Below are 18,950 nucleotides of genomic sequence, written 5' to 3' on the forward strand. Positions count from 1 at the left end.
ATGCTGACAGTCAAGAACATCCACCAGTACTACGGCGGCTCCCACATCCTCAGAGACGTGAGCTTCGAGGCCACGCTCGGCAAGGTCACGGTCCTGCTCGGCCGCAACGGCGTAGGCAAGACCACGCTGCTGAAGTCGCTGATGGGGCTCGTGCCCATCAAGAGCGGCAGCATCGAGCTCGAAGGCAAGCCGATCCACAAGGCCACGCCGTACGACAGGGCCAGGGCCGGCATCGGCTTCGTGCCGCAGGGCCGCGAGATCTTCGCGCGGCTCACGGTCGAGGAGAACCTGCGCATGGGCCTGGCCTACAAGAGCGGCGGCACGCCGATTCCTGCGGAGCTGTTCGAGCTGTTCCCGGTGCTCAAGCAGATGATCAACCGAAGAGGCGGCGACCTCTCCGGCGGGCAGCAGCAGCAACTGGCCATCGCCCGCGCCCTCGCGCCCAAGCCCAAGCTGCTGATCCTCGACGAGCCCACCGAAGGCATCCAGCCCAGCATCATCAAGGACATCGGCCGCGTCATCCGCATGCTCGCCGACCGCGGCGACATGGCGATCGTGCTGTGCGAGCAGTACTACGACTTCGCGCAGGAGCTGGCCGACGACTACCTCGTGATGGAGCGCGGCGAAGTCATTGCGCGCGGCCCGGGCAAGGACATGGAAGCGCAGGGCGTGCGGCAGTTGGTTGCCATCTGAATTGCAAGATGGTACCGACGCGGCGCACGAGAGCATCTTCACAATTTAAGGGTTTACCCTAGAATCGGGCCTTGCCCGCGTCCGCCGGGCACCCCCCAGGAGCCCGGCCTTGAACGCCTCACCGTCCGCCCGCGAAGGCGCGGAAACCACCGCCATTGCACCGTCCGTCTCGTCCGCCCAGTTCCTGCGCGCGGTGCTCGCATTGGGCGTCGGCGGCTTTGCCATCGGCACCGGCGAGTTCGTCATCATGGGCCTGCTGCCCGAGGTCGCGAAGGACATCGCCGTCACCATCCCGCAGGCCGGCCACGTCATCAGCGCCTACGCGCTGGGCGTGGTCATCGGCGCGCCCGTGCTCGCGGTGCTGGCCGCCGGCTGGGGCCGCCGCGCGCTGCTGATCGCGCTGATGGCCGTGTTCGCGGCCGGCAACTTCGCCAGCGCGATGGCGCCCGGCTACCTGTCGCTCAACCTGCTGCGCTTTGCCACCGGCCTGCCGCACGGCACCTACTTCGGCGTGGCCGCGCTCGTGGCCGCCACGCTCGCGCCACCGGGGCGGCGTGCGCGCGCCGTCGGCCTCGTGATGCTGGGGCTCACCGGCGCCACGTTGGTCGGCGTGCCCATCGCGGCGTGGCTGGGCCAGCTGTTCGGCTGGCGCGCGGCCTTCGTGTTCGTGGGCGTCATCGCGCTCGTCGCCGTGGTGCTGTTGCGCCGCAACGTGCCCGATATCGCACCCGCCGCCGGCGCCAGCCCCTGGCGCGAACTCGGCGCGCTCAAGCGCAAGCAGGTGTGGTTCACGCTGGGCATCGGCGCCATCGGCTTCGGCGGCATGTTCGCCGTGTTCAGCTACATCAAGCCCACGCTGATCGAGGTGGCCGGCCTGCCGCTGGGCGGCGTGCCCTTCGTGCTCGCGCTGTTCGGCCTGGGCATGGTCACCGGCAACCTCGTGGGCTCGCGGCTGGCCGACAAGTCGCTCATGCGCACCATCGGCGGCGTGCTCGTCTACGCGGCGCTGGTGCTCGCCAGCTTCACCTTCGCGGCGCACCACGTCGTGACGGCGGCCTTCGCCGTGTTCCTGATCGGCACCACCGTCGCCATCGGCCCGGCCCTGCAGATCCGCCTGATGGACGTGGCCGGCGACGCACAAACGCTCGCCGCCGCGCTCAACCACTCGGCCTTCAACATGGCCAACGCCCTCGGCGCCTGGCTCGGCGGCGTCGCCATTGCGGCCGGCCTGGGCTGGACCTCGACCGGTTGGGTCGGCGCGCTGCTGGCGCTGGCGGGCGTGGGCATCTTTGCCTGGGCGGTCGCGAGCGCGCGTGCGGATGCGCGGCGGCCGGTGGCGGTGGTTTGCGAAGGGTCGGCGGGCTGAGACGCCGTTCTGCGGCAGCGGTGCCGCAGGAGAAAGACGCCAGAATCAGGCACGTTCCTGACGACTGGAGTTCATGCAGATCCTGCGAGTGTTTGTGGCGGCGTGCCTGGCGGCGATGGGCGTGGCCATGCTGTGTGTCGCGCTGTTGTCGGCGTCTGATGCCGTGGCCATTCTTTTTTCTTACGACAAGGTCGATGGTGTCATCACCGGCACCAACGATAAACAGGTCTGGGTCGACTACGTCCGGCCCGATGGGCGACGCGGTGTCCTGCAGGCAAGAAGTGGCGGCAAGTTCGATGCACGCCCCGTGGGCAAGAAGGTCGCGGTCCTGCTGCCTCCGCAAGATCGGTTGGACGGCACGCTCAAGCCGATCCTCAAGGACGACCTGAACCACGTCGTCGGGGAATTCATGATCGCGCTGCTTCTTCTCGGAATCGCAGTGGCGATCTGGGTGGGCCCCTCCGGCGGTGCTTCTGGTGCTTCTTCGCAGTCGAGCAAAGACCTGCGCACGACGGGCGTCGACGCCCCGCGGGAAGACCCCGAGCGGCTAGCGCGTCTGCAGGCGTTGATCGACCGCGAGTACCCGAGCAGCTTCGACACTCGGCAGAGGGAGCTCGAACGGCAAGCGCGCCTGCAGGCATCGATCGACCTCGAGATCGCCGAGCGACGCGCCAAGAAGAACGCCCGATGAGCACTCCGTTTTTCACCCGGCTACGCCTGCTGCACACCGGCCTCGCCGCCGCCGGTGGCCGTCGCGTACTGAACCGAGCCCGCTACTTCGGTGAAGCCGCCGGCGCGGTGCGTTCGCGCAGCAGCGCCGCAAAGTTCTGCAGCTCGGCTGCATTGAGGTCCGACACCGCCCAAACCTGCATGCCGCCTTGGGCCCAATGCACCAGCTGGTAGCCCTGCCGCGCGGAGCGCACGGTCGGCTGGGTCTGGGCATCCGGCGCCGGCCACACGAACAGGTTGATGACGTGCGGGCCCGAGCGGTAGACCAGCGCCGCCACGGTGCGGCGGTCGAGGTAGTCGAGCCGTCCGCCCGTCAGCGGAAAACCCTCCGCCGCCAGGTCGACCACCGGCGGTGAGAAGTCGAGCTTGCCGGCGAACCACGGCTTCACCGTGTGCTGGTCGGACGAGGTCACGTCGGCCAGGTGCGAGGCCATCAGCGAGCGCACGTGGTTGGCGGTGACGCCTTCGGCGAGCGCATCCGCAGGCGGCACCGGCGTGGCGAGCAGCACCAGCGCCAGGCCCCAGGCCGTGGCCGCGCCGGTGGCGAACCATGCCAATCCCTGCCACATGCCGCGGCGCCGCCGTACCGGGGGCGGTGCCGGCGCAACGACCGCTTCGGCACGCACCGCGCGCGCGACGCGCCCGGCCAGCCCCTCGGGCGGGGCGTGCCGCGTGGCATGGCGCCGGACCAGCGTGCCCAGTTCCTCGTCAGACATTGACATGGTGTGTCCTTCCTCCCGCGTCGCCGGGACGTTCGTCGCGCAGGCTCTCGCGCAGCATCGCCCGCGCGCGCGACAGCCGCGACATGACGGTGCCCAGCGGCACGCCCGCGATGCGCGCGATGTCCTCGTAGCGCATCTCTTCCAGCTCGCGCAGCACGATCACCTCGCGGTACACCGGCGGCAGCGCGTCGATGGCGGCGTTGATGCGCTCGCCCTGCGCGCGCTGTTCCCATTGCCGCGCCGGATCGCCCGCGTTAGGCGAGGAAGAGGGCGCCGCGGCGGCCTCGCTGTCGCGCAGTTCGTCGAACTCGACCTGGTCGGCCAGCTGACGGTTCTGCCGCATCCAGTCGTAGCAGGCGTTGCGCACGATGCCCAGCAGCCACGGCCGCGCGCTCTCGCCGCGCAGCCCGTCGAAGAAGCGGAACGCGCGCAGGTACGCCTCCTGCACCGCGTCGTCGGCCAGCTGGTCGTCGCGCAAGAGCCAGCGCGCCAGGTTCCATGCCGCATCCAGATGCGGCAACGCGGCGGCTTCGAACTGGCGTGTGCGGTCGGTCGACAGGCTCAAGGGCTCCTTCTTCCTGCATGACGTGGCAGCCCGGCGCTTTATTCCAGCGCTTTCCGGATTTTTTTGCGGCCCGACTGGAATAAGCAGGGCATGCCATGCGTCATGCCCCTCAGGGATTCTGCTTGTTTCGCTTCTTCCCCAGGAGGTTTTCACCATGATCGCCATACCCGGCTTCGCACGCATCCTCGTCGTTCTTTCGGCCCTGGCGGCTTCGGCGGGCCCCGCGCTCGCCGCGGGCCCCAAGGCCTATGTCGGCAATTTCAAGGACAGCACGGTCAGCGTGATCGATACGGCTTCGGAGCGCGTCGTGGCCACGCTGCCGGTGGCGGCGGGGCCCGACGGCATCGTCCTCACGCCGAACGGCCGCACCGTGTACGTGAGCGGCTCCGGCGCCGCCGCCGTGAGCGAGATCGACGCCGCGAGCGACCGCGTGACGCGCGCCATCGACGTCGGCAAGGGCCCGCAGGGCCTGGCCATGACCGCCGACGGCAAGTGGCTGCTGGTGGCCGTCAACGGCGACGACCGCGTGGCCTTCGTCGACACCTCGGCGCACGGCGTGAGTGCCACCGTGCCGGTGCCCAAGCCGCACACCATCGCCATCCGGCCCGACGGCCGGCAGGCGTACGTTGCCTCGCAGGAGCCGGGGCACTTCGCGCTGGTGGTCATCGACATGGCGACGCGCGCCGTGGTCACGCAGATCCCGCTCGACAAGCCGCCGCGCGACCTGGAGTTCGGCCACGACGGCAAGGCGCTGTACCTCACGCTGGCCGGCGTGCCCGCGGTGCAGGTGCTCGACGCGGCCACCAACCAGTGGGGCGCACCGATTCCCACCGGCGTGTCGCCGCACATCGCGCAGCACTTCGCGGGCATGGCGAACGGCGCGGTGGTGGTGCAGGGCCCGGGCGAGGTCTTGCTGTTCGATCCGGCCACACACGCGGCGGTGCGCAGCATCGCCGTGGGCAAGCAGCCGCACTGGCTCGACCTGTCGGCCGACGGCAAGAAGCTGTGGGTCAGCAACGAGGGCTCCAACGACGTGAGCGTGGTCGACCTGGGCGGCGGCGCCATGCACACCGTGGCGGTCGGCAATGCGCCGCGCAAGATCGCCGTGCAGCATGTGGCCGCTTCGCAAGGCGCGCACGCGGGGGCCTCGACGCACGTGGCCATCCGCAACTTCGCCTTCGAGCCGGCGCAGATCAGCGTCAAGGCCGGCGAGCGCGTGACCTGGCAGAACGATGACGGCGCGCCGCACGGCCTGGTCTTCAAGGACGGTTCGACGGGCGTCGACCTGCTGCTGCCCGGCAAGAATTTCTCCCGCGCCTTCGACAAGCCGGGCGTGTACGACTACGTCTGCTCGGTGCATCCGTACATGACGGCCCGGGTCACGGTGGCGGCGCGGTAGTGCCGAGTGCCGGTCGCAGCCAGGCCGATTGACAGGGGAGCGCGAACCGGACGACATTGCCGGGGATGATCGATGTCGATGTGAACCCCACCGCGTGCGAATGAAGAATGCGGCAATGAAACTCCCCCGCCGGCACCTGCTGCTCGGCGGTCTCGCGGCCGCGTCGCTGGGCCATCCCTTCCTGAGGCTGAATGCGCAGCCCGCGTCCCGGGCGCTGTTCACGCTGGGCGTGGCCTCGGGCACGCCGAGTGCCGACGGCGTCGTGCTCTGGACGCGGCTGGCGCCCGAGCCGCTGCAAGGCGGCGGCATGGGCGATGCGCCGGTCGAGGTGCGCTGGGAAGTCGCCGACGACGAAGACTTCAGGCGCGTGGTGGCGAAGGGCACGGCCCACGCCACGGCCGACCTCGCGCACTCGGTGCATGTCGAGGTGCGGGGCCTGCGCCCGGGCCGTCCCCACTGGTACCGCTTCACCGCCGCCGGCACGCGCAGCCCCGTCGGCCGCACGCGCACCGTGCCGGCCGACGATGACGCCGCCGTGCAACCGCTGCGCTTCGCCTTCGCCTCGTGCCAGCAGTACGAGGAGGGCTACTACGCCGCCTACCGCGACATGGCCGCGCAGCCGCTCGACTTCGTCGTGCACCTGGGCGACTACATCTACGAAAGCACGCGCGGCTCGCACAACGTGCGCCGCCACGAGGGCGGCATTCCCACCGACCTGGCCGGGTTTCGCAACCGCTACGCGCTCTACAAGACCGATCCGCACCTGCAGGCCGCGCACGCCGCCTTTCCGTGGCTCGTGACCTGGGACGACCACGAGGTTGCCAACGACTACACCGACGACGTCTCGCCGCGCACGCCCGACCCGGCGCAGTTCCTGGCGATCCGCGCCGCCGCCTACCAGGCCTGGTACGAGCACATGCCCGTGCCCGCCTCCATGCGCCCGCGCGGCGCGAGCGCGACCATCTACGGCCGTCACCGCTTCGGCCGCATGCTCGACGTGATGCTGCTCGACGGGCGCCAGTACCGCTCGCACCACGCCTGCCTTCCGGGCCGCAGCACCAAGCCGCTGGTCGACTGCGCCGACCGGCTGGCCCCGGAGCGCAGCCTGCTCGGCATGCAGCAGGAAGCCTGGCTCGCCAACGAACTCGCCACGCCGCCGGCGCGCTGGACTGTCATCGCCCAACCGACCTTGCTCGCCGAAGCCGACCGCCAGCGCGGCCCCGGCCACGGCCACGGCTACTGGATGGACGGCTGGGACGGCTACGCCGCCGCGCGCACGCGCCTGCTCGACGCGCTGACTGCCCACCCGTCGCGCGGCGGCGATGCGCTGGTGCTCGGCGGCGACGTGCACGCCTTCTGGGCCGCCGACCTGCGCCGCGCGCCGCAGGGCCCCGTCGTCGCGACCGAGTTCGTCGGCGGCGCCATCACCTCCGAAGGGCCCAGCGCCGCCAGCGTGGCCCACATGCGTGCGAAGAACGAACACCTGCGCTACGGCCGCGCCGACAAGCGCGGCTACGGCCTCATGACGCTCGACGCGCGCGGCTGCGCCGTCGAGTTCCGCGCGGTGGACGACGAGAAGAACGCCGATTCGCCCGTCGCGACCATGGCCCGCTTTTCTGTCGAACGCGGCGCGCCCGGCGTGCACCTCGAATCCACCTGAATCTCCAGCGCCTGCAGGAATGCGCGGCCGTGCCTATGATGGCCGCCGCCTCTTTCCCTCCCTCTCTCACTTTCTCGGAGCGAGCCTGCATGAGCATCCCCACCACCCGCCTGGGCCGTACCGGCCTCACCGTGTCCCGCCTGGCCCTGGGCACCATGACCTTCGGCCTGCAGACCGACGAGGCCGTGTCGCACCAGATCCTGGACAAGGCCGCCGACGCCGGCATCAACTTCCTCGACACCGCCGACGTGTACCCGCTGGGCGGCACCATCGAGACCACCGGCCGCACCGAAGAGATCATCGGCAACTGGCTCGACAAGCAGGGCCCCGCGGGCCGCCGCCGCTTCGTGGTCGCCACCAAGGCCGTCAACAAGGTCGGCCCCAACCCCTGGGACCAGGGCGCCTCGCGCAAGCACCTGCTCGACGCCATCGACCTCTCGCTCAAGCGCCTGAAGACCGACCACGTCGACCTGTACCAGCTGCACATGGACGACCGCGAGACGCCACTCGAAGAAAGCCTCGAGGCGCTCGACGTCATCGTCAGGTCGGGCCGCGCGCGCTACATCGGCGTGTCGAACTTCCTGGCCTACCGCCTGGCCCGCGCGCTGGGCAAGGCCGAGCTGCACCGGTTCACGCGCTTCGTGTCGGTGCAGCCGCGCTACAGCCTGCTGTTCCGCGAGATCGAGCGCGAGCTGCTGCCGCTCGCGGCGGAAGAGGGCCTGGGCGTGATTCCCTACAACCCGCTGGCCGGCGGCCTGCTCACCGGCAAGTACAAGCCTGGTGCCAAGCCCGAGGAGAACACCCGCTTCACCCTCGGCACCGCCGGCGGCATGTACCAGGACCGCTACTGGAACGACCGCAGCTTCGACACCGTGACCCAGCTGCACGCGCTGGCCGACGAAGCCGGCGTGCCGCTGGCCACGCTGGCCGTGGCCTGGGTCATGGCCAACCCGCTCATCACCGCGCCGCTGCTGGGCGCCAGCCGCCCCGAGCAGCTCGACGCCACCGTGGCCGCCGCCAGCTACGTGCTCGACCCGGCGCTCAAGCAGAAGCTCGACGCGCTCACCGCCGAGTACCGCAAGGGCGACGCGCCCCGCTGAGCGAACGGGCGTGCGGGCGCCCCGGATGGCCTGCGCGCAGTACGTGCTTGGGCCATGCGGGAGAATCGCGCCCGGCATGAGCACATCCCACACCCCCTCCCGGCGCGCCGCCCTGCGGCCCCCGGCAACGACCGAACGGCGGCCTGCAGCATGGCGCAGCTGATGTCGCTGCTGGTGCAGAACGCGATCCTGGTGGTGTTTGCCGCCAGCTTCGCCGCGCGCCTGGGCCTGCCTGTGCCGGCCGCGGCCGTGCTGGTCGTCACCGGCGCGCTGCTGGCGGCGGGCGACGTGTCGGTGGTCGGCGTGGTGCTGGCCGCCGTGGTCGCCAACCTGCTGGGCGACGGCGCGTGGTTCTATGCCGGGCGCCGCTTCGGCTACCGATTCATGCGGCTGCTGTGCCGCATCTCGCTGTCGCAGGACTCCTGCGTGCGGCGCGGCGAATCGCTCATTTCCGACTGGGGCGGCATGTCGCTCGTGGCCGCCAAGTTCGTGCCCGGCGTCTCCGTGGTGGCGCCGCCCATGGCCGGCGCGCTGGGCATGTCGGTGCGGCGCTTTGTCGGCTTCGACATCGTGGCCGCGCTGGTCTGGACGGGCCTCTTCCTCGGCCTGGGCTGGCTCTTTCGCGACCAGATCCAGCAGGTGCTTGCCGTGCTGGCCCAGGCCGGCGGCATCGCCACCGCCGCGCTGGGCGTGGTGCTGCTCGTGATGCTCGCTGTGCGCTACTGGCGCCGCCGTGCCTTCGCGCGGCTCACCGGCATGCCGCGCATCAGCGTCGACGAACTGTTCGACCTCATGAGCGGCGACGTGCCGCCGCTGGTGATCGACGTGCGCGGCGAAGCCGGCGTGCAGGTCGACCCGCGCCGCATTCCGGGCGCGCTGTCGTACACCCTCAAGGCCCTGCAGCAGCGCAACCTCGACCTCACCATCGACCCCGACCGCGACGTGGTGCTGTACTGCAACTGCCCCAACGAAGTCTCGGCCGCGCAGGCCGCGCGCGTGCTGCTGGCGCGCGGGGCGCGGCGGGCGCTGCCGCTGACGGGGGGGCTCGATGCGTGGGTGGCTTCGGGGCGGCCGACGAGCCTGCACTGACCCGCTTCGCAGCTACTCATCGCAGCTGTTGTGTCATCGGGCACTGCAGAACGAGCCGGGCGGGCAGGGGGGAGTCCTGCCAGCCGGGGACGTCCTTCTTTCGGTAGGCCTCCAGCGAGGGATAACCGTCCGCCGTCCAGTCGGTGCCGTCCACCTGTTCGAGCGCGACCACTTCGTACAGGCACTTGGCGTCGCGTGCCTTGAAGCGAAAGGCCATCCGTCGGGGTTCGCCGGGGCGGCTCATGTCCAGCACCTCGTAGCTGCTGCGTGCGCAGCGGCTGAAACTCGATCGCCATTCGATGGTCTGGCTGCGCACGTGGAGCACACCGTTGCATGCCCGGCCTGTGCCGCTGAACTTGCCGGTGAATGTGTGGGCGTGCGCGGGACCAGCCACAACCACTGAGCAGGCGAGTGCCAGGAGGCGCCGCCCGATGCTTCGGCCTACTTGCATGCGGCCGCCTCGGAGCCTCTGCGAACGGCCGCCAAGGCATAGCCGAGCTTGTCTGCATACGTCGCATCGCCATCCACGTTGTAGTAAGTTGCCGCTCCCGATACCGTGATGGGCTTCCAGCCTGTGATGACCCTCTGAACCGAGGCCTTCTGGTAGTGCAGCACCTCGCCGGGCCGCAGCATGTGTGCGGACGGATTGAGCCGATTCATCACCTCTGGCGTGCTGCCTTTCGCTCTGGCGATGCTGTTCAGGGTGTCACCAGCTTTCACGACGACCTGATGGGTGCGGGTGTCTGCATCGGGCACGCTCTGAAAAGAGAAATTGGCCATGCGCAGCAGCAGGTAGCCGATGCCAGCCCGGATGTTGTCGGCAGGCGCGCGGCGCACGCCGTCGACGGAGAGGCTTCTGCGGTAAGAGGGCGGAAGGATCAGGTCGCCGCCGTCCTTGCCTCCCAGCAGCGCCTGGAGGCCCAGATCGCCTGTGTTGCCGATCTGCATCGGGCGGGTCTTCCATTGCGGCCGTTTGGCGCCCGTCTCGACCCACAGCATGGCCTTCACCAAGCGCCAGTCCAACGGGACGTAGCCCTTGGTTCGAGAGAGGTGCATGTCGTATTCATGGACGGCCGAGCGGATCTCGCAGTCGTGGCTGTCCCACTTGTCGTCGGCGTTGTCGATGCCGCGCTTCCAGCCTTCATTGTCTGTCTCGGCTGCCGTCGTCTTTTGCGTCTTGCGCATACGTGCTCCCTCTTCCGTTTGTTGATGTCCCCGTGTTGTAGGCCGGTTCGGCACCGCACACTGTCACCCAACGTCACCCGGTCTCTGCTTCTACGGAATTTCTCCGCGAACCTGCGAGGGCGGTTCGCTGTGCACCTCCGGTAGTAGTCATCCCTCCCCGACGAACCTCCGCACTCACTCCAGGCGCGTCATGGGACACGACAGGATCAGCCGCTCTTCCAGCGGCGAATTGGCCCAGTCGGGCAGAGCACGGTTGCGGTACGACTCCATCGACTGATAGCCCCGCACATCCCAGGAATAGGTGCTCAGCCGTTGCACCTCGATCACGGGGTACAGGCATTGGCGGCTGGGAGACTGGAGGCGAAAGGCGATCCGCTCGCCTTCTTCCTTGTCCAGCTCGTTGTCGAGAACCTCATAGCGCGCGGGCTTGCAGATGCTGAAGCTCGAGTTCCATTCGATGGTCTTGGTTCGCACATACAGGCCGCCCGAGCATGCGCGGCCTGTTCCGCTGAACTTGCCTGTGAACGGTGCGTCTGCAAGGGCGGTGCATGGACCGGCCAAGGCAAGAGCGATGAGCGCGAATGCCCGGCTCATCTGCATACCGCCTCCTGTGTCTTGCGCACTGCAGACAGTGCATGGTCCATCTTCTGTGCGTGGTCTGGCGCGTCCATCTGCTTCTCCCTTGTGTATTGCAGGTCCGGCTTTGTAATCCGCCCCGTCAAGACACACTCGTATCGATCGTTACCCGAATGGGATTCCTCCACGGTCGGCCAGCCGGAAGCCCGCGCCGCCCCGGTGGTAGTCTCCCTCCCCGATGAACCTCCGCACCAAGATCGTCGCGCTGGCCGTTGCGCCCCTGCTGGTCGCGCTGGTGCTCGTGGCCCTGGCCGTGCGCCACCAGGAGCACGACCTGGCCCAGCGCGAGCGGGCGCTCATCGAGCGCAGCTACATGGCCCAGCGCCGCAGCGAGCTGCGCAGCTACGTCGACCTGGCCGTGAGCAACCTGCTGCCGCTGTACGAGTCGGGCCTGGACGACGAGGCCACGCGCAACGAGGCCCTGCGCCGCCTGGCCACGCTCAACTACGGCGACGACGGCTACTTCTTCGTCTACGACATGGACGGCAACTCGCTCATGCATTCGCGCCAGCCCGAGCTGGTGGGCCAGAACCTGTGGAACCTGCGCGATTCGCATGGCCGCTTCACCATCCAGGAGCTGATCAAGGGAGCGCGCGACAAGGGCGGCGCCTACGTCGAGTACGAATGGCGCAAGCCCTCCAGCGCGCAGATGGCGCCCAAGCTCGGCTACGTCACCGCGCTGCCGCGCTGGAACTGGATGGTCGGCACCGGCCTGTACCTGGACGACATCCAGTCGACTATGGACACCCTCGACCGGCAGATGAACGCCAACGTCACCGCCACGCTGCTGTGGATCGCCGGCATCGCCGCGCTGTGCCTGGGTGTGGTCAGCGCGGCCGGGCTGCTGCTCAACCTCAGCGAGCACCGCACGGCCGAAGCCAAGCTGCGCCTGCTCGCGCGCCGCGTGGTGCAGTCGCAGGAAGAAGAGCGCGGCCACCTCGCGCGCGAACTGCACGACGGCACCAGCCAGACGCTGGTGTCGGCCAAGCTGCTGATCGAATCGGCCGTGGAGCAGCTCGACCGCGCGCACCAGTCGCCGCCGCCCGCGCTCGGCAAGGCGCTGCAGCGGCTGAACGATTCGCTCACCGAGGTGCGCCGCATCTCGCACCGGCTGCGCCCCGCGCTGCTCGACACCCTGGGCCTGCCCGCCGCGCTGGAGCGCCTGGGCGCCGAGTTCGGTGAAGAAGGCGGCGTGGACGCATCCATCATGGTCGAGGGCGAACCCTTCGAGCTGTCGCAAGAAGCCAAGACCGCGCTGTTTCGCGTCACGCAGGAAGCGTTGACCAATGTGCATAAACACGCCCGTGCGCAACAGGTGCACATTGCACTGAGCTTCGACGAAGAGGCCGTGCGCCTGGAGATCAGCGACGACGGCGTCGGCTTCAACGTCGAGGCCATGCAGCTCGACCCGCAGCGCGGCATCGGCCTGCGCAACATGCGCGAGCGCATGGAGTCCATCGAAGGCCGGCTGCGCATGCGCTCGGGCCGGGGCCACACCTCCATCGTGGCCGAAGTGCCCGTGCGGCGCGCAAAGCCAGAATAGCGGCCATGAAAGAAGACCCCGCCGCTGCCGCTGCTCCCGTTGTCGTGCGCCTGTTCCTGGTCGACGACCACCCGCTGGTGCGCGACGGCCTGCGTGCGCGCCTGGGTGCCATGCCCGGCCTGGAAATCGTGGGCGAGGCCGGCAGCGGGGCCGAGGCGCTGGCACTCATCGGCCCCGCGCAGCCGCACCTCGTGCTCATGGACGTGGGCATGAAGGACATGAACGGCATCGAGCTGGCGGCGCTGCTGCTGCAACAACAGCCGCAGCACCAGAAGCCCGCGCCGCACATCGTGATGCTCAGCATGTACGACAACCCCGAGTACGTGCAGAAGGCCCTGCAGGTCGGCGCGCGCGGCTACGTGCTGAAAGATGCGCCGGCGGCGGAGATCGTGGCTGCCATCGAGGCCGTGTCGGCGGGCGGCACCTTCCTGAGCCCGGCCGTGTCGAAGAAACTCTTTCGCAACCAGACCCCGCGCCCGCTGCTCACGCCGCGCGAGGGCGAAATCTTGAGCGCGCTCGGCCGCGGCGAATCGAGCAAGCAGATCGCGCGCGACCTCGGCCTGAGCGTGCGCACCGTGGAGGCGCACCGCCAGAGCATCAAGCGGCGCCTGGGCATCGAAGGGCAGGCGGAGCTCATCAAGTACGCGGTGGAGCACGCGCGGGAGTTCGGCGGGCAGGGCTGAGGCGCTGCTGTCGATGCGGGGCTCGCGCCCTGCTTTCAGGGCCTGACTGTCAGGGCTCTGTGAATCGCCGCTGCCGCAGCGCGATTACTTGCGCGAACCGCGCATTCCTCGGCGAAATTTCTCTCTGTGCCGGGCAGGACTTCTCTACAGTGAATGCCCCTGCGATGAAACGACCCGCTATGGGGGCGAGGAGGGCAGCACACACCACACCACCGACCACTGACTGATTGAGTGAATGAATGAACTGCTTCGCCTCACGGCGGGCCATCGATGCAGATCGATCGATGCGAACGTGAGGCACAAAAGGCGACGGCCACGGTGCGCGAACACCATGACCGTCTAACCAAATGACGTGCAATAACTTTGGAAAGCGAGCACACCAATGGCTGATCGAATTATGGCCCGGGCTACCGGGGCGACTTCTACCCACACGACCACCCCCAGCGCAGCAGACCTGCTGGAATGCAAGCTGGAACAACTGAACTCACTGTTGTGGTGCTGCCACGGCGCCGGCGACGGATGGTTTGAAGATGCAGGGGCAGGGCATCGGGACAACCTGCTTTGGATCGCTTCGGATTTGGCGCGGGATGCGGCGGCGTTGTTTCAGGAGAGTGGGGGAGGGTGAAATTTTTGACGCTGCGATGGCAGTTTGCCAAGAACAGCTCTCGGCCTATGGCGGCTGCGTGGTCGTTGAAAAATCCTGATCTTTACCGGTTATGAATCAATGGGGTACCGATCGAAAAGTGGTTCATCTAAGACCGAGAAAATGCACTGGGTTGTGCAGAGTTCGCTCGGGGTATGCTCCTTCGAGTTTGGCTCCGCACTATTTCGAGTCGCGGCTCTGTATCTTTTGGTTGGCGTGGGATCGTCAGCTGGCAAATGCATAGATGCCTTGGGAGGGCGTCAAAAAATGGACTCAAGAACATTCACCGTTCAGCAAATCTTTCAAGATAGGCGGCAGTACCGCGTACCTTTCTATCAGCGGCCTTATGTGTGGAACCGTGACGACCAGTGGGGGCGATTGTGGGAAGACATTCGCGACAAAGCGGATACGCGTCTTCAGGGGGGAAAGACCTTCCCGCACTTCATGGGCGCGGTGGTTCTGGAGCCGCAGAAGAAGATGGGTTTGCTCGGTGTCGAGCGCCACCACATCATTGACGGGCAACAGCGATTGACAACGCTGCAGTACGTGATGACGGCATTGGTGCATGCGCTGCGCTCAGTCAAGAACGAAAAGTTGCTTCCTCTTATCGATGCATGCCTGAGTAATTCCAACCCTGAAACGATGGAGGAGGTGGCTGTCGAGCGCTTTAAGTTGTGGCCCACCTTCCGGGACCGTAAGCAATACGAGCAGGCTATGACGGCGGGCTCGCTTGAAGACCTTCGACTCCGCTTCCCGGCCAGTTTTACTCAGAGCGGAAGCTTGCGCAAGATTGGTGTGATGCATCCACCTGCACTGGAGGCGATCGTTTTCTTTCACGATCAAATGGTCGAATGGGTGAATGACAACACCGAGGGCGATGTAGACACTCGCTCGATGGCTCTGGCTTCAGCGGTGCTGACAGACCTTTCTATCGTCTGCATTTCGCTGGGTGAAGATGACGATGCGCAGGTGATCTTCGAGACATTGAATGGTCATGGTGCGGAACTGCACGCGACGGACCTTATCCGCAATTTCATTTTCATGCGCGCGGGTACGAACGCGGACGACCTGTATAACAACCTTTGGAGTCAGTTTGAGGCTCCGCTGTGGTCGGAGGCTCAGTCCAGGGGACGATTGAATCGACCTCGTCTAGAGTGGTTTGTTCAAACTTCCGTACAAGCTCAGACCGGGGACGAGATTGATGTTGGCCGTTTGTACGCAGGATATCGCCGTTTTGTCGATGGCACGGCTGGTTTGCACGAAGCCGGAGCGCAGTTGGAGATGCTCAATCGATACGCTGAGCACTACAAGGCACTGGTGACCGGTGCGGGCTGTACGCCAATCGCTGCCTTTGGTCGTGGCGTGGCGGTATGGGATGCGTCGCCCACGCACGCGCTTGCCCTGCGCGTAGCGGCATCGTCGTTGTCGCAGGTCGAGCAAGAGGAAATCTTCGGGTGCATCGAGTCATATCTGGTTCGACGCGCTGTTTGCGGCCTATCCCGCAAGAACTACAACAAGGTATTTGCGCAGCAGTTACGACGTTTGATTGAATCGGATCTAAATGCGGCGTCTTTTCGGAAGGCGCTGACCGCGCTTGCTGGCGATGCGTCGCGCTGGCCGAGTGACGAGGAGTTTCGACGGCAGTGGCTTGACGGAGGAACGTATCCAGGGCGTCTTGACGCCCCGAAATTGCGAACTGTGTTCCATCGCCTGGAAACGGAGATTCGCACCGAGAAGACCGAAGAGCCGATACCACTTGCTCTGGACTCTCTGGACATAGATCACATCCTGCCCCAGTCGTGGTACGCGCACTGGTCGCTCGCAGATGGAACAAAAGTCGGTATTGACGAGGCGTTGGCGGCCGCACCGATGCGATACCTGACCGAAGGCGTGGACGCGAGAACGCAGTCGATCCTGAAGCGAGAGGATGTGGTGCCTCGTATTGGCAACCTAACACTGGTTCACTACGGGGTGAATCGCGCGCTTCAGAACCATGGGTTCGAGGCGAAGCGAAAGGCACTGTTCGAGCATTCAAATCTCCAGTTGAACCGTGGAGTGATGCAGCGCACTGCGTGGGATGAGTCCGCGATTGAGGCACGAGGCGAAGAGCTACTGAAGGCTGCATTGCGTATCTGGCCTGGACCAATTTGACGAAGCGGAGTTCGAGTCCGAAATCGCTGCGAATGTCAACTTCGCATGTCCACAACAAGCGTCCGTTTTGCGTGCTTCCAGTGAGTAGATCGGACGCCTGCTTAAGTCGCTTAGGCGGCCTCCCTAAATGCCAGATCTTCGTTTCAGCCCCGCCGCAGACCGCAACAAACAACCCATCCTAGATGCCCTGACCCGCATCCTCGATGTGCGCGGCACCGCCTTGGAAATCGCCTCCGGCACCGGCCAACACGCCGCCTGGTTCGCCGATGCCATGCCTTCATGGACCTGGCAGCCCACCGACGCAGACGCCCGCTCGCTCCCCGCGATCGCCAGTCGCGTCGAGCAAGCCGCGCAGCCCAATCTGCGCCCACCGCTGCTGCTCGACGTGATGGCGTCGCAGTGGCCCTCGCAAGGCCCCGCGTTCGCTCAAGAAGGCAAAGAAGAAGAAAAGTTCGACGCCATCTACTGCGCCAACATGCTGCACATCGCGCCCTGGCCCACCTGCGCCGCGCTCATGGCCGGTGCCGCGCGGCATCTGCGTGCCGGCACCGGCGTGCTGATCACCTACGGGCCCTACTTCGAAGACGAAGCGCAGCACGGCCCCACGGCACCGAGCAATCTGGCGTTCGACGAAGACCTGCGCGCACGCAATCCAGCATGGGGCATTCGTCGGCTGGACGACGTGGTGGCAGAGGCGTGCCGCGTTGGCCTCGCATTGCGCGAGCGGCACGCGATGCCTGCGAACAACCTGCTGCTGGTCTTCGGCTTCAGCTGATGATGAGGACGGGCGAGGGCGTTGTCGCCCACCAAGGGGCTCTGCATTGCGATCCGGCCCACTCGCGCTAGAGTCGGGCCACGTCCACAAGACCGGCCTGCGCCCATGCTCGACACACCATTGCCGACGCCTCCTCATTCCCCCGCATCCTTGTCGCTGCAGCAGCAGCGGCTCCTGTTCCGACTGATCCCCGCCGTCACCGCCTGCCTCCTGGCCGTCGGCTGCGCGAGCCCGCCGCCTGCGCGCGCGCCCGGCGGGTCGGTGCCCAGCAGCAACATCCCACCGTTGACGTCGGAGCAGTCGAACAGCATCACGATCCATGCGCTGGGGCTGGTCGGCACGCCGTACCGCTATGGCGGCAACTCGCCCGAGGGCGGGTTCGATTGCAGCGGGCTCATCGGCTACGTGTACCGCCACAGCGTGGGGCAGGTGCCGCCGCGCACGGTGTCGCGCATGGCGGGCTTCGGCCGGCCGGTGCCGATGTCGGAGCTTCGCTCGGGCGACCTGGTGCTGTTCGGCTCGGCGTCGCCCACGCATGCGGGCATCTATGTGGGCGACGGGCGCTTCGTGCACGCGCCGTCCACGGGCGGCGAGGTGCGGCTCGACCGGCTCGACGGCGTGTACTGGTCGCGCCAGCCGACGCAGGCGCGCCGGCCCGGCTGATCCGGCGAATCCGATTCGCGCGTTACGCGCGCGGCGACCGCACGTGCTCGGGCCGCACGCCGATGCCCACGGCGCGCGCGGGCAGGGTGCGCAGCCACGGCCAGCGCCCCAGCAGGCGCAGGGGCCAGGGCATGGGGCGGGGCGCGGTCGATGCAGCCGTCTTGCGGCTGAGCACGGGCATCAGCACGCGGTCTTGCACGAGCCGCTGCGCGGCCTGGGTGACGCGCACGGGCCATTCGCGGCGGCGCTGCAGCTGGGGCAGGAGGTTGTCGATTTCCTTGTCGGTGGCGCTGCCGGCCAGCGACGCGGCCAGCAGGTTGGCGGCGGCCACGGCGTCCTGCACGGCGAGGTTGATGCCGACGCCGCCCACGGGCGACATGGCGTGCGCGGCGTCGCCGATGCACAGCAGGCCGGGGCACGACCACGATTCGAGCCGGTCGACGCTCACTTCGAGCAGCTTCACGGCCTCCCAGTCGGGCAGGGCCTCGGGCAGGCGGGTGGCGAAGAAGGGCGCGATGCGCGCGATCTCGGCGTGGAAGGCGGCAATGCCGCGCGACTGCAGTTCGGCGCTGCCGCCTTTGCGGATGACGAAGGCGCATTGCCAGTAGTCGCCGCGGTTGAGTGTCACCAGGAGGTGGCCCGCGGCGATGTGGCCGCCGGTGGCTTCGGGGTCACCGGGGCGCTTGGGAAGGCGCATCCACAGCACGTCGATGGGCGCGCCGTAGCTGATGTGCGGCAGCGCTGCCGCGTCGCGCAAGGTGGAGTGGCGGCCGTCGGCGGCCACGATGAGGGAGGCGTGCAGCTCGATGTCCTTCGGGCCGCCGCTGTCGGGGCTGCGGGCGCCGACACGCACTTTCACGCCGTTGACGCGGCCCTTGTCCTGCAGCAGGCCGATGGCCTCGGCGTCGGTCCACAGCTCGAAGCCGGGGTAGCGCCGCGCCTCGTCGCACATGAAATCCAGGAACTCCCACTGCGGCATGAGCACCAGAAAGCGGGCGTGCGTGGGCAGCCGCCTGAAGTCGGCAATGGTCACGCCGCGGCCTTCGTAGGTGCCGCGCAGCTCTTCGATGCGGTTGTGCGGGCGCTGCAGGAAGGCGTCGAGCAGGCCGAGTTCGTGCAGCACTTCGAGGGTCGAGGGGTGCACGGTGTCGCCGCGGAAGTCGCGCAAAAAGTCGAGGTGTTTCTCGAGCACGACGACGGGCACGCCCGCGCGCGCAAGCAGCAGGCCCAGCACCATGCCGGCCGGGCCGCCGCCGGCGATGCAGCAGCGGGGCGACGGGGTGGGCGCGGGCGCAGAGGTGGTGTGGGTGTCCATGGCTCCGATCGATCCGGTCGCGCCATGGGTGGC

At 67.6% G+C, this 18,950-nt stretch carries 18 protein-coding genes; 12 read left to right on the forward strand and 6 right to left on the reverse strand.

Going from position 1 to position 18,950, the window contains the following annotated elements:
• The 3 genes from urtE to AC3WQM_RS06970 all read left to right on the forward strand — a co-directional run bounded on the left by urtE (position 1) and on the right by AC3WQM_RS06970 (position 2,750).
• The gene (gene urtE / locus AC3WQM_RS06960; protein ID WP_492677471.1) at positions 1-693 is read left to right on the forward strand and encodes an urea ABC transporter ATP-binding subunit UrtE; all 693 of its coding nucleotides are present in this window, start codon (positions 1-3) and stop codon (positions 691-693) included.
• 109 nt (positions 694-802) lie between these two features.
• Positions 803-2,059: an MFS transporter gene (locus AC3WQM_RS06965; RefSeq protein ID WP_492677473.1), complete on the forward strand. Its 1,257-nt coding sequence runs from the start codon at positions 803-805 to the stop codon at positions 2,057-2,059.
• Between the two features lie 73 nt (positions 2,060-2,132).
• Positions 2,133-2,750: a hypothetical protein gene (locus AC3WQM_RS06970; RefSeq protein WP_492677475.1), complete on the forward strand. Its 618-nt coding sequence runs from the start codon at positions 2,133-2,135 to the stop codon at positions 2,748-2,750.
• Between the two features lie 82 nt (positions 2,751-2,832).
• Here the strand turns inward: AC3WQM_RS06970 and AC3WQM_RS06975 are convergent, their stop codons facing one another.
• Positions 2,833-3,510, reverse strand: a complete 678-nt coding sequence (locus AC3WQM_RS06975; protein ID WP_492677477.1) for an anti-sigma factor family protein — start codon at positions 3,508-3,510, stop codon at positions 2,833-2,835.
• Positions 3,497-4,075 (reverse strand): sigma-70 family RNA polymerase sigma factor, encoded by a 579-nt coding sequence (locus AC3WQM_RS06980; protein WP_492677479.1) that lies wholly within the window; start codon positions 4,073-4,075, stop codon positions 3,497-3,499. The genes AC3WQM_RS06975 and AC3WQM_RS06980 overlap by 14 nt, the downstream gene beginning before the upstream one ends.
• A 154-nt stretch (positions 4,076-4,229) precedes the next feature.
• On the opposite strand from AC3WQM_RS06980, the gene AC3WQM_RS06985 reads away from it, so the two are divergent.
• The 4 genes from AC3WQM_RS06985 (at position 4,230) to AC3WQM_RS07000 (ending at position 9,323) form a co-directional block, all read left to right on the forward strand.
• The gene (locus AC3WQM_RS06985) at positions 4,230-5,474 is read left to right on the forward strand and encodes a YVTN family beta-propeller repeat protein (RefSeq protein WP_492677481.1); all 1,245 of its coding nucleotides are present in this window, start codon (positions 4,230-4,232) and stop codon (positions 5,472-5,474) included.
• A gap of 115 nt (positions 5,475-5,589) precedes the next feature.
• On the forward strand, positions 5,590-7,134 hold the full coding sequence (locus AC3WQM_RS06990; protein WP_492677483.1) for an alkaline phosphatase D family protein: 1,545 nt from the start codon (positions 5,590-5,592) through the stop codon (positions 7,132-7,134).
• An 89-nt stretch (positions 7,135-7,223) separates the two neighbouring features.
• Positions 7,224-8,234, forward strand: a complete 1,011-nt coding sequence (locus tag AC3WQM_RS06995; protein ID WP_369631804.1) for an aldo/keto reductase — start codon at positions 7,224-7,226, stop codon at positions 8,232-8,234.
• Positions 8,235-8,384: 150 nt separating this feature from the next.
• The gene (locus AC3WQM_RS07000; RefSeq protein ID WP_062472168.1) at positions 8,385-9,323 is read left to right on the forward strand and encodes a VTT domain-containing protein; all 939 of its coding nucleotides are present in this window, start codon (positions 8,385-8,387) and stop codon (positions 9,321-9,323) included.
• A 16-nt stretch (positions 9,324-9,339) separates the two neighbouring features.
• Here AC3WQM_RS07000 and AC3WQM_RS07005 read toward each other — a convergent pair whose 3' ends face one another.
• The 3 genes from AC3WQM_RS07005 to AC3WQM_RS07015 form a co-directional block, all read right to left on the reverse strand.
• On the reverse strand, positions 9,340-9,648 hold the full coding sequence (locus tag AC3WQM_RS07005) for a hypothetical protein (protein ID WP_492677485.1): 309 nt from the start codon (positions 9,646-9,648) through the stop codon (positions 9,340-9,342).
• A gap of 116 nt (positions 9,649-9,764) precedes the next feature.
• On the reverse strand, positions 9,765-10,508 hold the full coding sequence (locus tag AC3WQM_RS07010) for a LysM peptidoglycan-binding domain-containing protein (RefSeq protein WP_492677487.1): 744 nt from the start codon (positions 10,506-10,508) through the stop codon (positions 9,765-9,767).
• Positions 10,509-10,682: 174 nt separating this feature from the next.
• Complete coding sequence (locus AC3WQM_RS07015; RefSeq protein WP_492677489.1) at positions 10,683-11,108, reverse strand: hypothetical protein; 426 nt, start codon at positions 11,106-11,108, stop codon at positions 10,683-10,685.
• A 214-nt stretch (positions 11,109-11,322) separates the two neighbouring features.
• On the opposite strand from AC3WQM_RS07015, the gene AC3WQM_RS07020 reads away from it, so the two are divergent.
• The 5 genes from AC3WQM_RS07020 (at position 11,323) to AC3WQM_RS07040 (ending at position 17,602) form a co-directional block, all read left to right on the forward strand.
• Positions 11,323-12,687, forward strand: a complete 1,365-nt coding sequence (locus tag AC3WQM_RS07020; protein ID WP_489059478.1) for a cache domain-containing protein — start codon at positions 11,323-11,325, stop codon at positions 12,685-12,687.
• A 5-nt stretch (positions 12,688-12,692) separates the two neighbouring features.
• Positions 12,693-13,370, forward strand: a complete 678-nt coding sequence (locus AC3WQM_RS07025; RefSeq protein ID WP_492677491.1) for a response regulator transcription factor — start codon at positions 12,693-12,695, stop codon at positions 13,368-13,370.
• 766 nt (positions 13,371-14,136) lie between these two features.
• Positions 14,137-16,164, forward strand: a complete 2,028-nt coding sequence (locus AC3WQM_RS07030; RefSeq protein ID WP_492677493.1) for a DUF262 domain-containing protein — start codon at positions 14,137-14,139, stop codon at positions 16,162-16,164.
• A gap of 127 nt (positions 16,165-16,291) precedes the next feature.
• Positions 16,292-16,939, forward strand: coding sequence for a DUF938 domain-containing protein (locus AC3WQM_RS07035; RefSeq protein ID WP_492677495.1), 648 nt, complete (start codon positions 16,292-16,294; stop codon positions 16,937-16,939).
• Between the two features lie 105 nt (positions 16,940-17,044).
• A complete protein-coding gene (locus AC3WQM_RS07040) occupies positions 17,045-17,602 on the forward strand; it encodes a C40 family peptidase (protein ID WP_492677497.1) in 558 nt (185 codons plus the stop codon).
• Positions 17,603-17,624: 22 nt separating this feature from the next.
• Here the strand turns inward: AC3WQM_RS07040 and AC3WQM_RS07045 are convergent, their stop codons facing one another.
• Positions 17,625-18,917 (reverse strand): FAD-dependent oxidoreductase, encoded by a 1,293-nt coding sequence (locus AC3WQM_RS07045; protein ID WP_492677499.1) that lies wholly within the window; start codon positions 18,915-18,917, stop codon positions 17,625-17,627.
• Positions 18,918-18,950 lie beyond the last annotated feature (33 nt).

It is taken from the genome of Variovorax sp. FW301-JW7, from assembly GCF_058788795.1.

Bases quoted from the DNA above. Each gene is read 5' to 3' on its own strand.
- urtE (WP_492677471.1), top strand. From the start codon at position 1: ATGCTGACAGTCAAGAACATCCACCAGTACTACGGCGGCTCCCACATC.
- AC3WQM_RS06970 (WP_492677475.1), top strand. From the start codon at position 2,133: ATGCAGATCCTGCGAGTGTTTGTGGCGGCGTGCCTGGCGGCGATGGGC.
- AC3WQM_RS06975 (WP_492677477.1), bottom strand. From the start codon at position 3,510: ATGTCAATGTCTGACGAGGAACTGGGCACGCTGGTCCGGCGCCATGCC.
- AC3WQM_RS06985 (WP_492677481.1), top strand. From the start codon at position 4,230: ATGATCGCCATACCCGGCTTCGCACGCATCCTCGTCGTTCTTTCGGCC.
- AC3WQM_RS06990 (WP_492677483.1), top strand. From the start codon at position 5,590: ATGAAACTCCCCCGCCGGCACCTGCTGCTCGGCGGTCTCGCGGCCGCG.
- AC3WQM_RS06995 (WP_369631804.1), top strand. From the start codon at position 7,224: ATGAGCATCCCCACCACCCGCCTGGGCCGTACCGGCCTCACCGTGTCC.
- AC3WQM_RS07000 (WP_062472168.1), top strand. From the start codon at position 8,385: ATGGCGCAGCTGATGTCGCTGCTGGTGCAGAACGCGATCCTGGTGGTG.
- AC3WQM_RS07010 (WP_492677487.1), bottom strand. From the start codon at position 10,508: ATGCGCAAGACGCAAAAGACGACGGCAGCCGAGACAGACAATGAAGGC.
- AC3WQM_RS07015 (WP_492677489.1), bottom strand. From the start codon at position 11,108: ATGCAGATGAGCCGGGCATTCGCGCTCATCGCTCTTGCCTTGGCCGGT.
- AC3WQM_RS07020 (WP_489059478.1), top strand. From the start codon at position 11,323: ATGAACCTCCGCACCAAGATCGTCGCGCTGGCCGTTGCGCCCCTGCTG.
- AC3WQM_RS07025 (WP_492677491.1), top strand. From the start codon at position 12,693: ATGAAAGAAGACCCCGCCGCTGCCGCTGCTCCCGTTGTCGTGCGCCTG.
- AC3WQM_RS07030 (WP_492677493.1), top strand. From the start codon at position 14,137: ATGCACTGGGTTGTGCAGAGTTCGCTCGGGGTATGCTCCTTCGAGTTT.
- AC3WQM_RS07035 (WP_492677495.1), top strand. From the start codon at position 16,292: ATGCCAGATCTTCGTTTCAGCCCCGCCGCAGACCGCAACAAACAACCC.
- AC3WQM_RS07040 (WP_492677497.1), top strand. From the start codon at position 17,045: ATGCTCGACACACCATTGCCGACGCCTCCTCATTCCCCCGCATCCTTG.
- AC3WQM_RS07045 (WP_492677499.1), bottom strand. From the start codon at position 18,917: ATGGACACCCACACCACCTCTGCGCCCGCGCCCACCCCGTCGCCCCGC.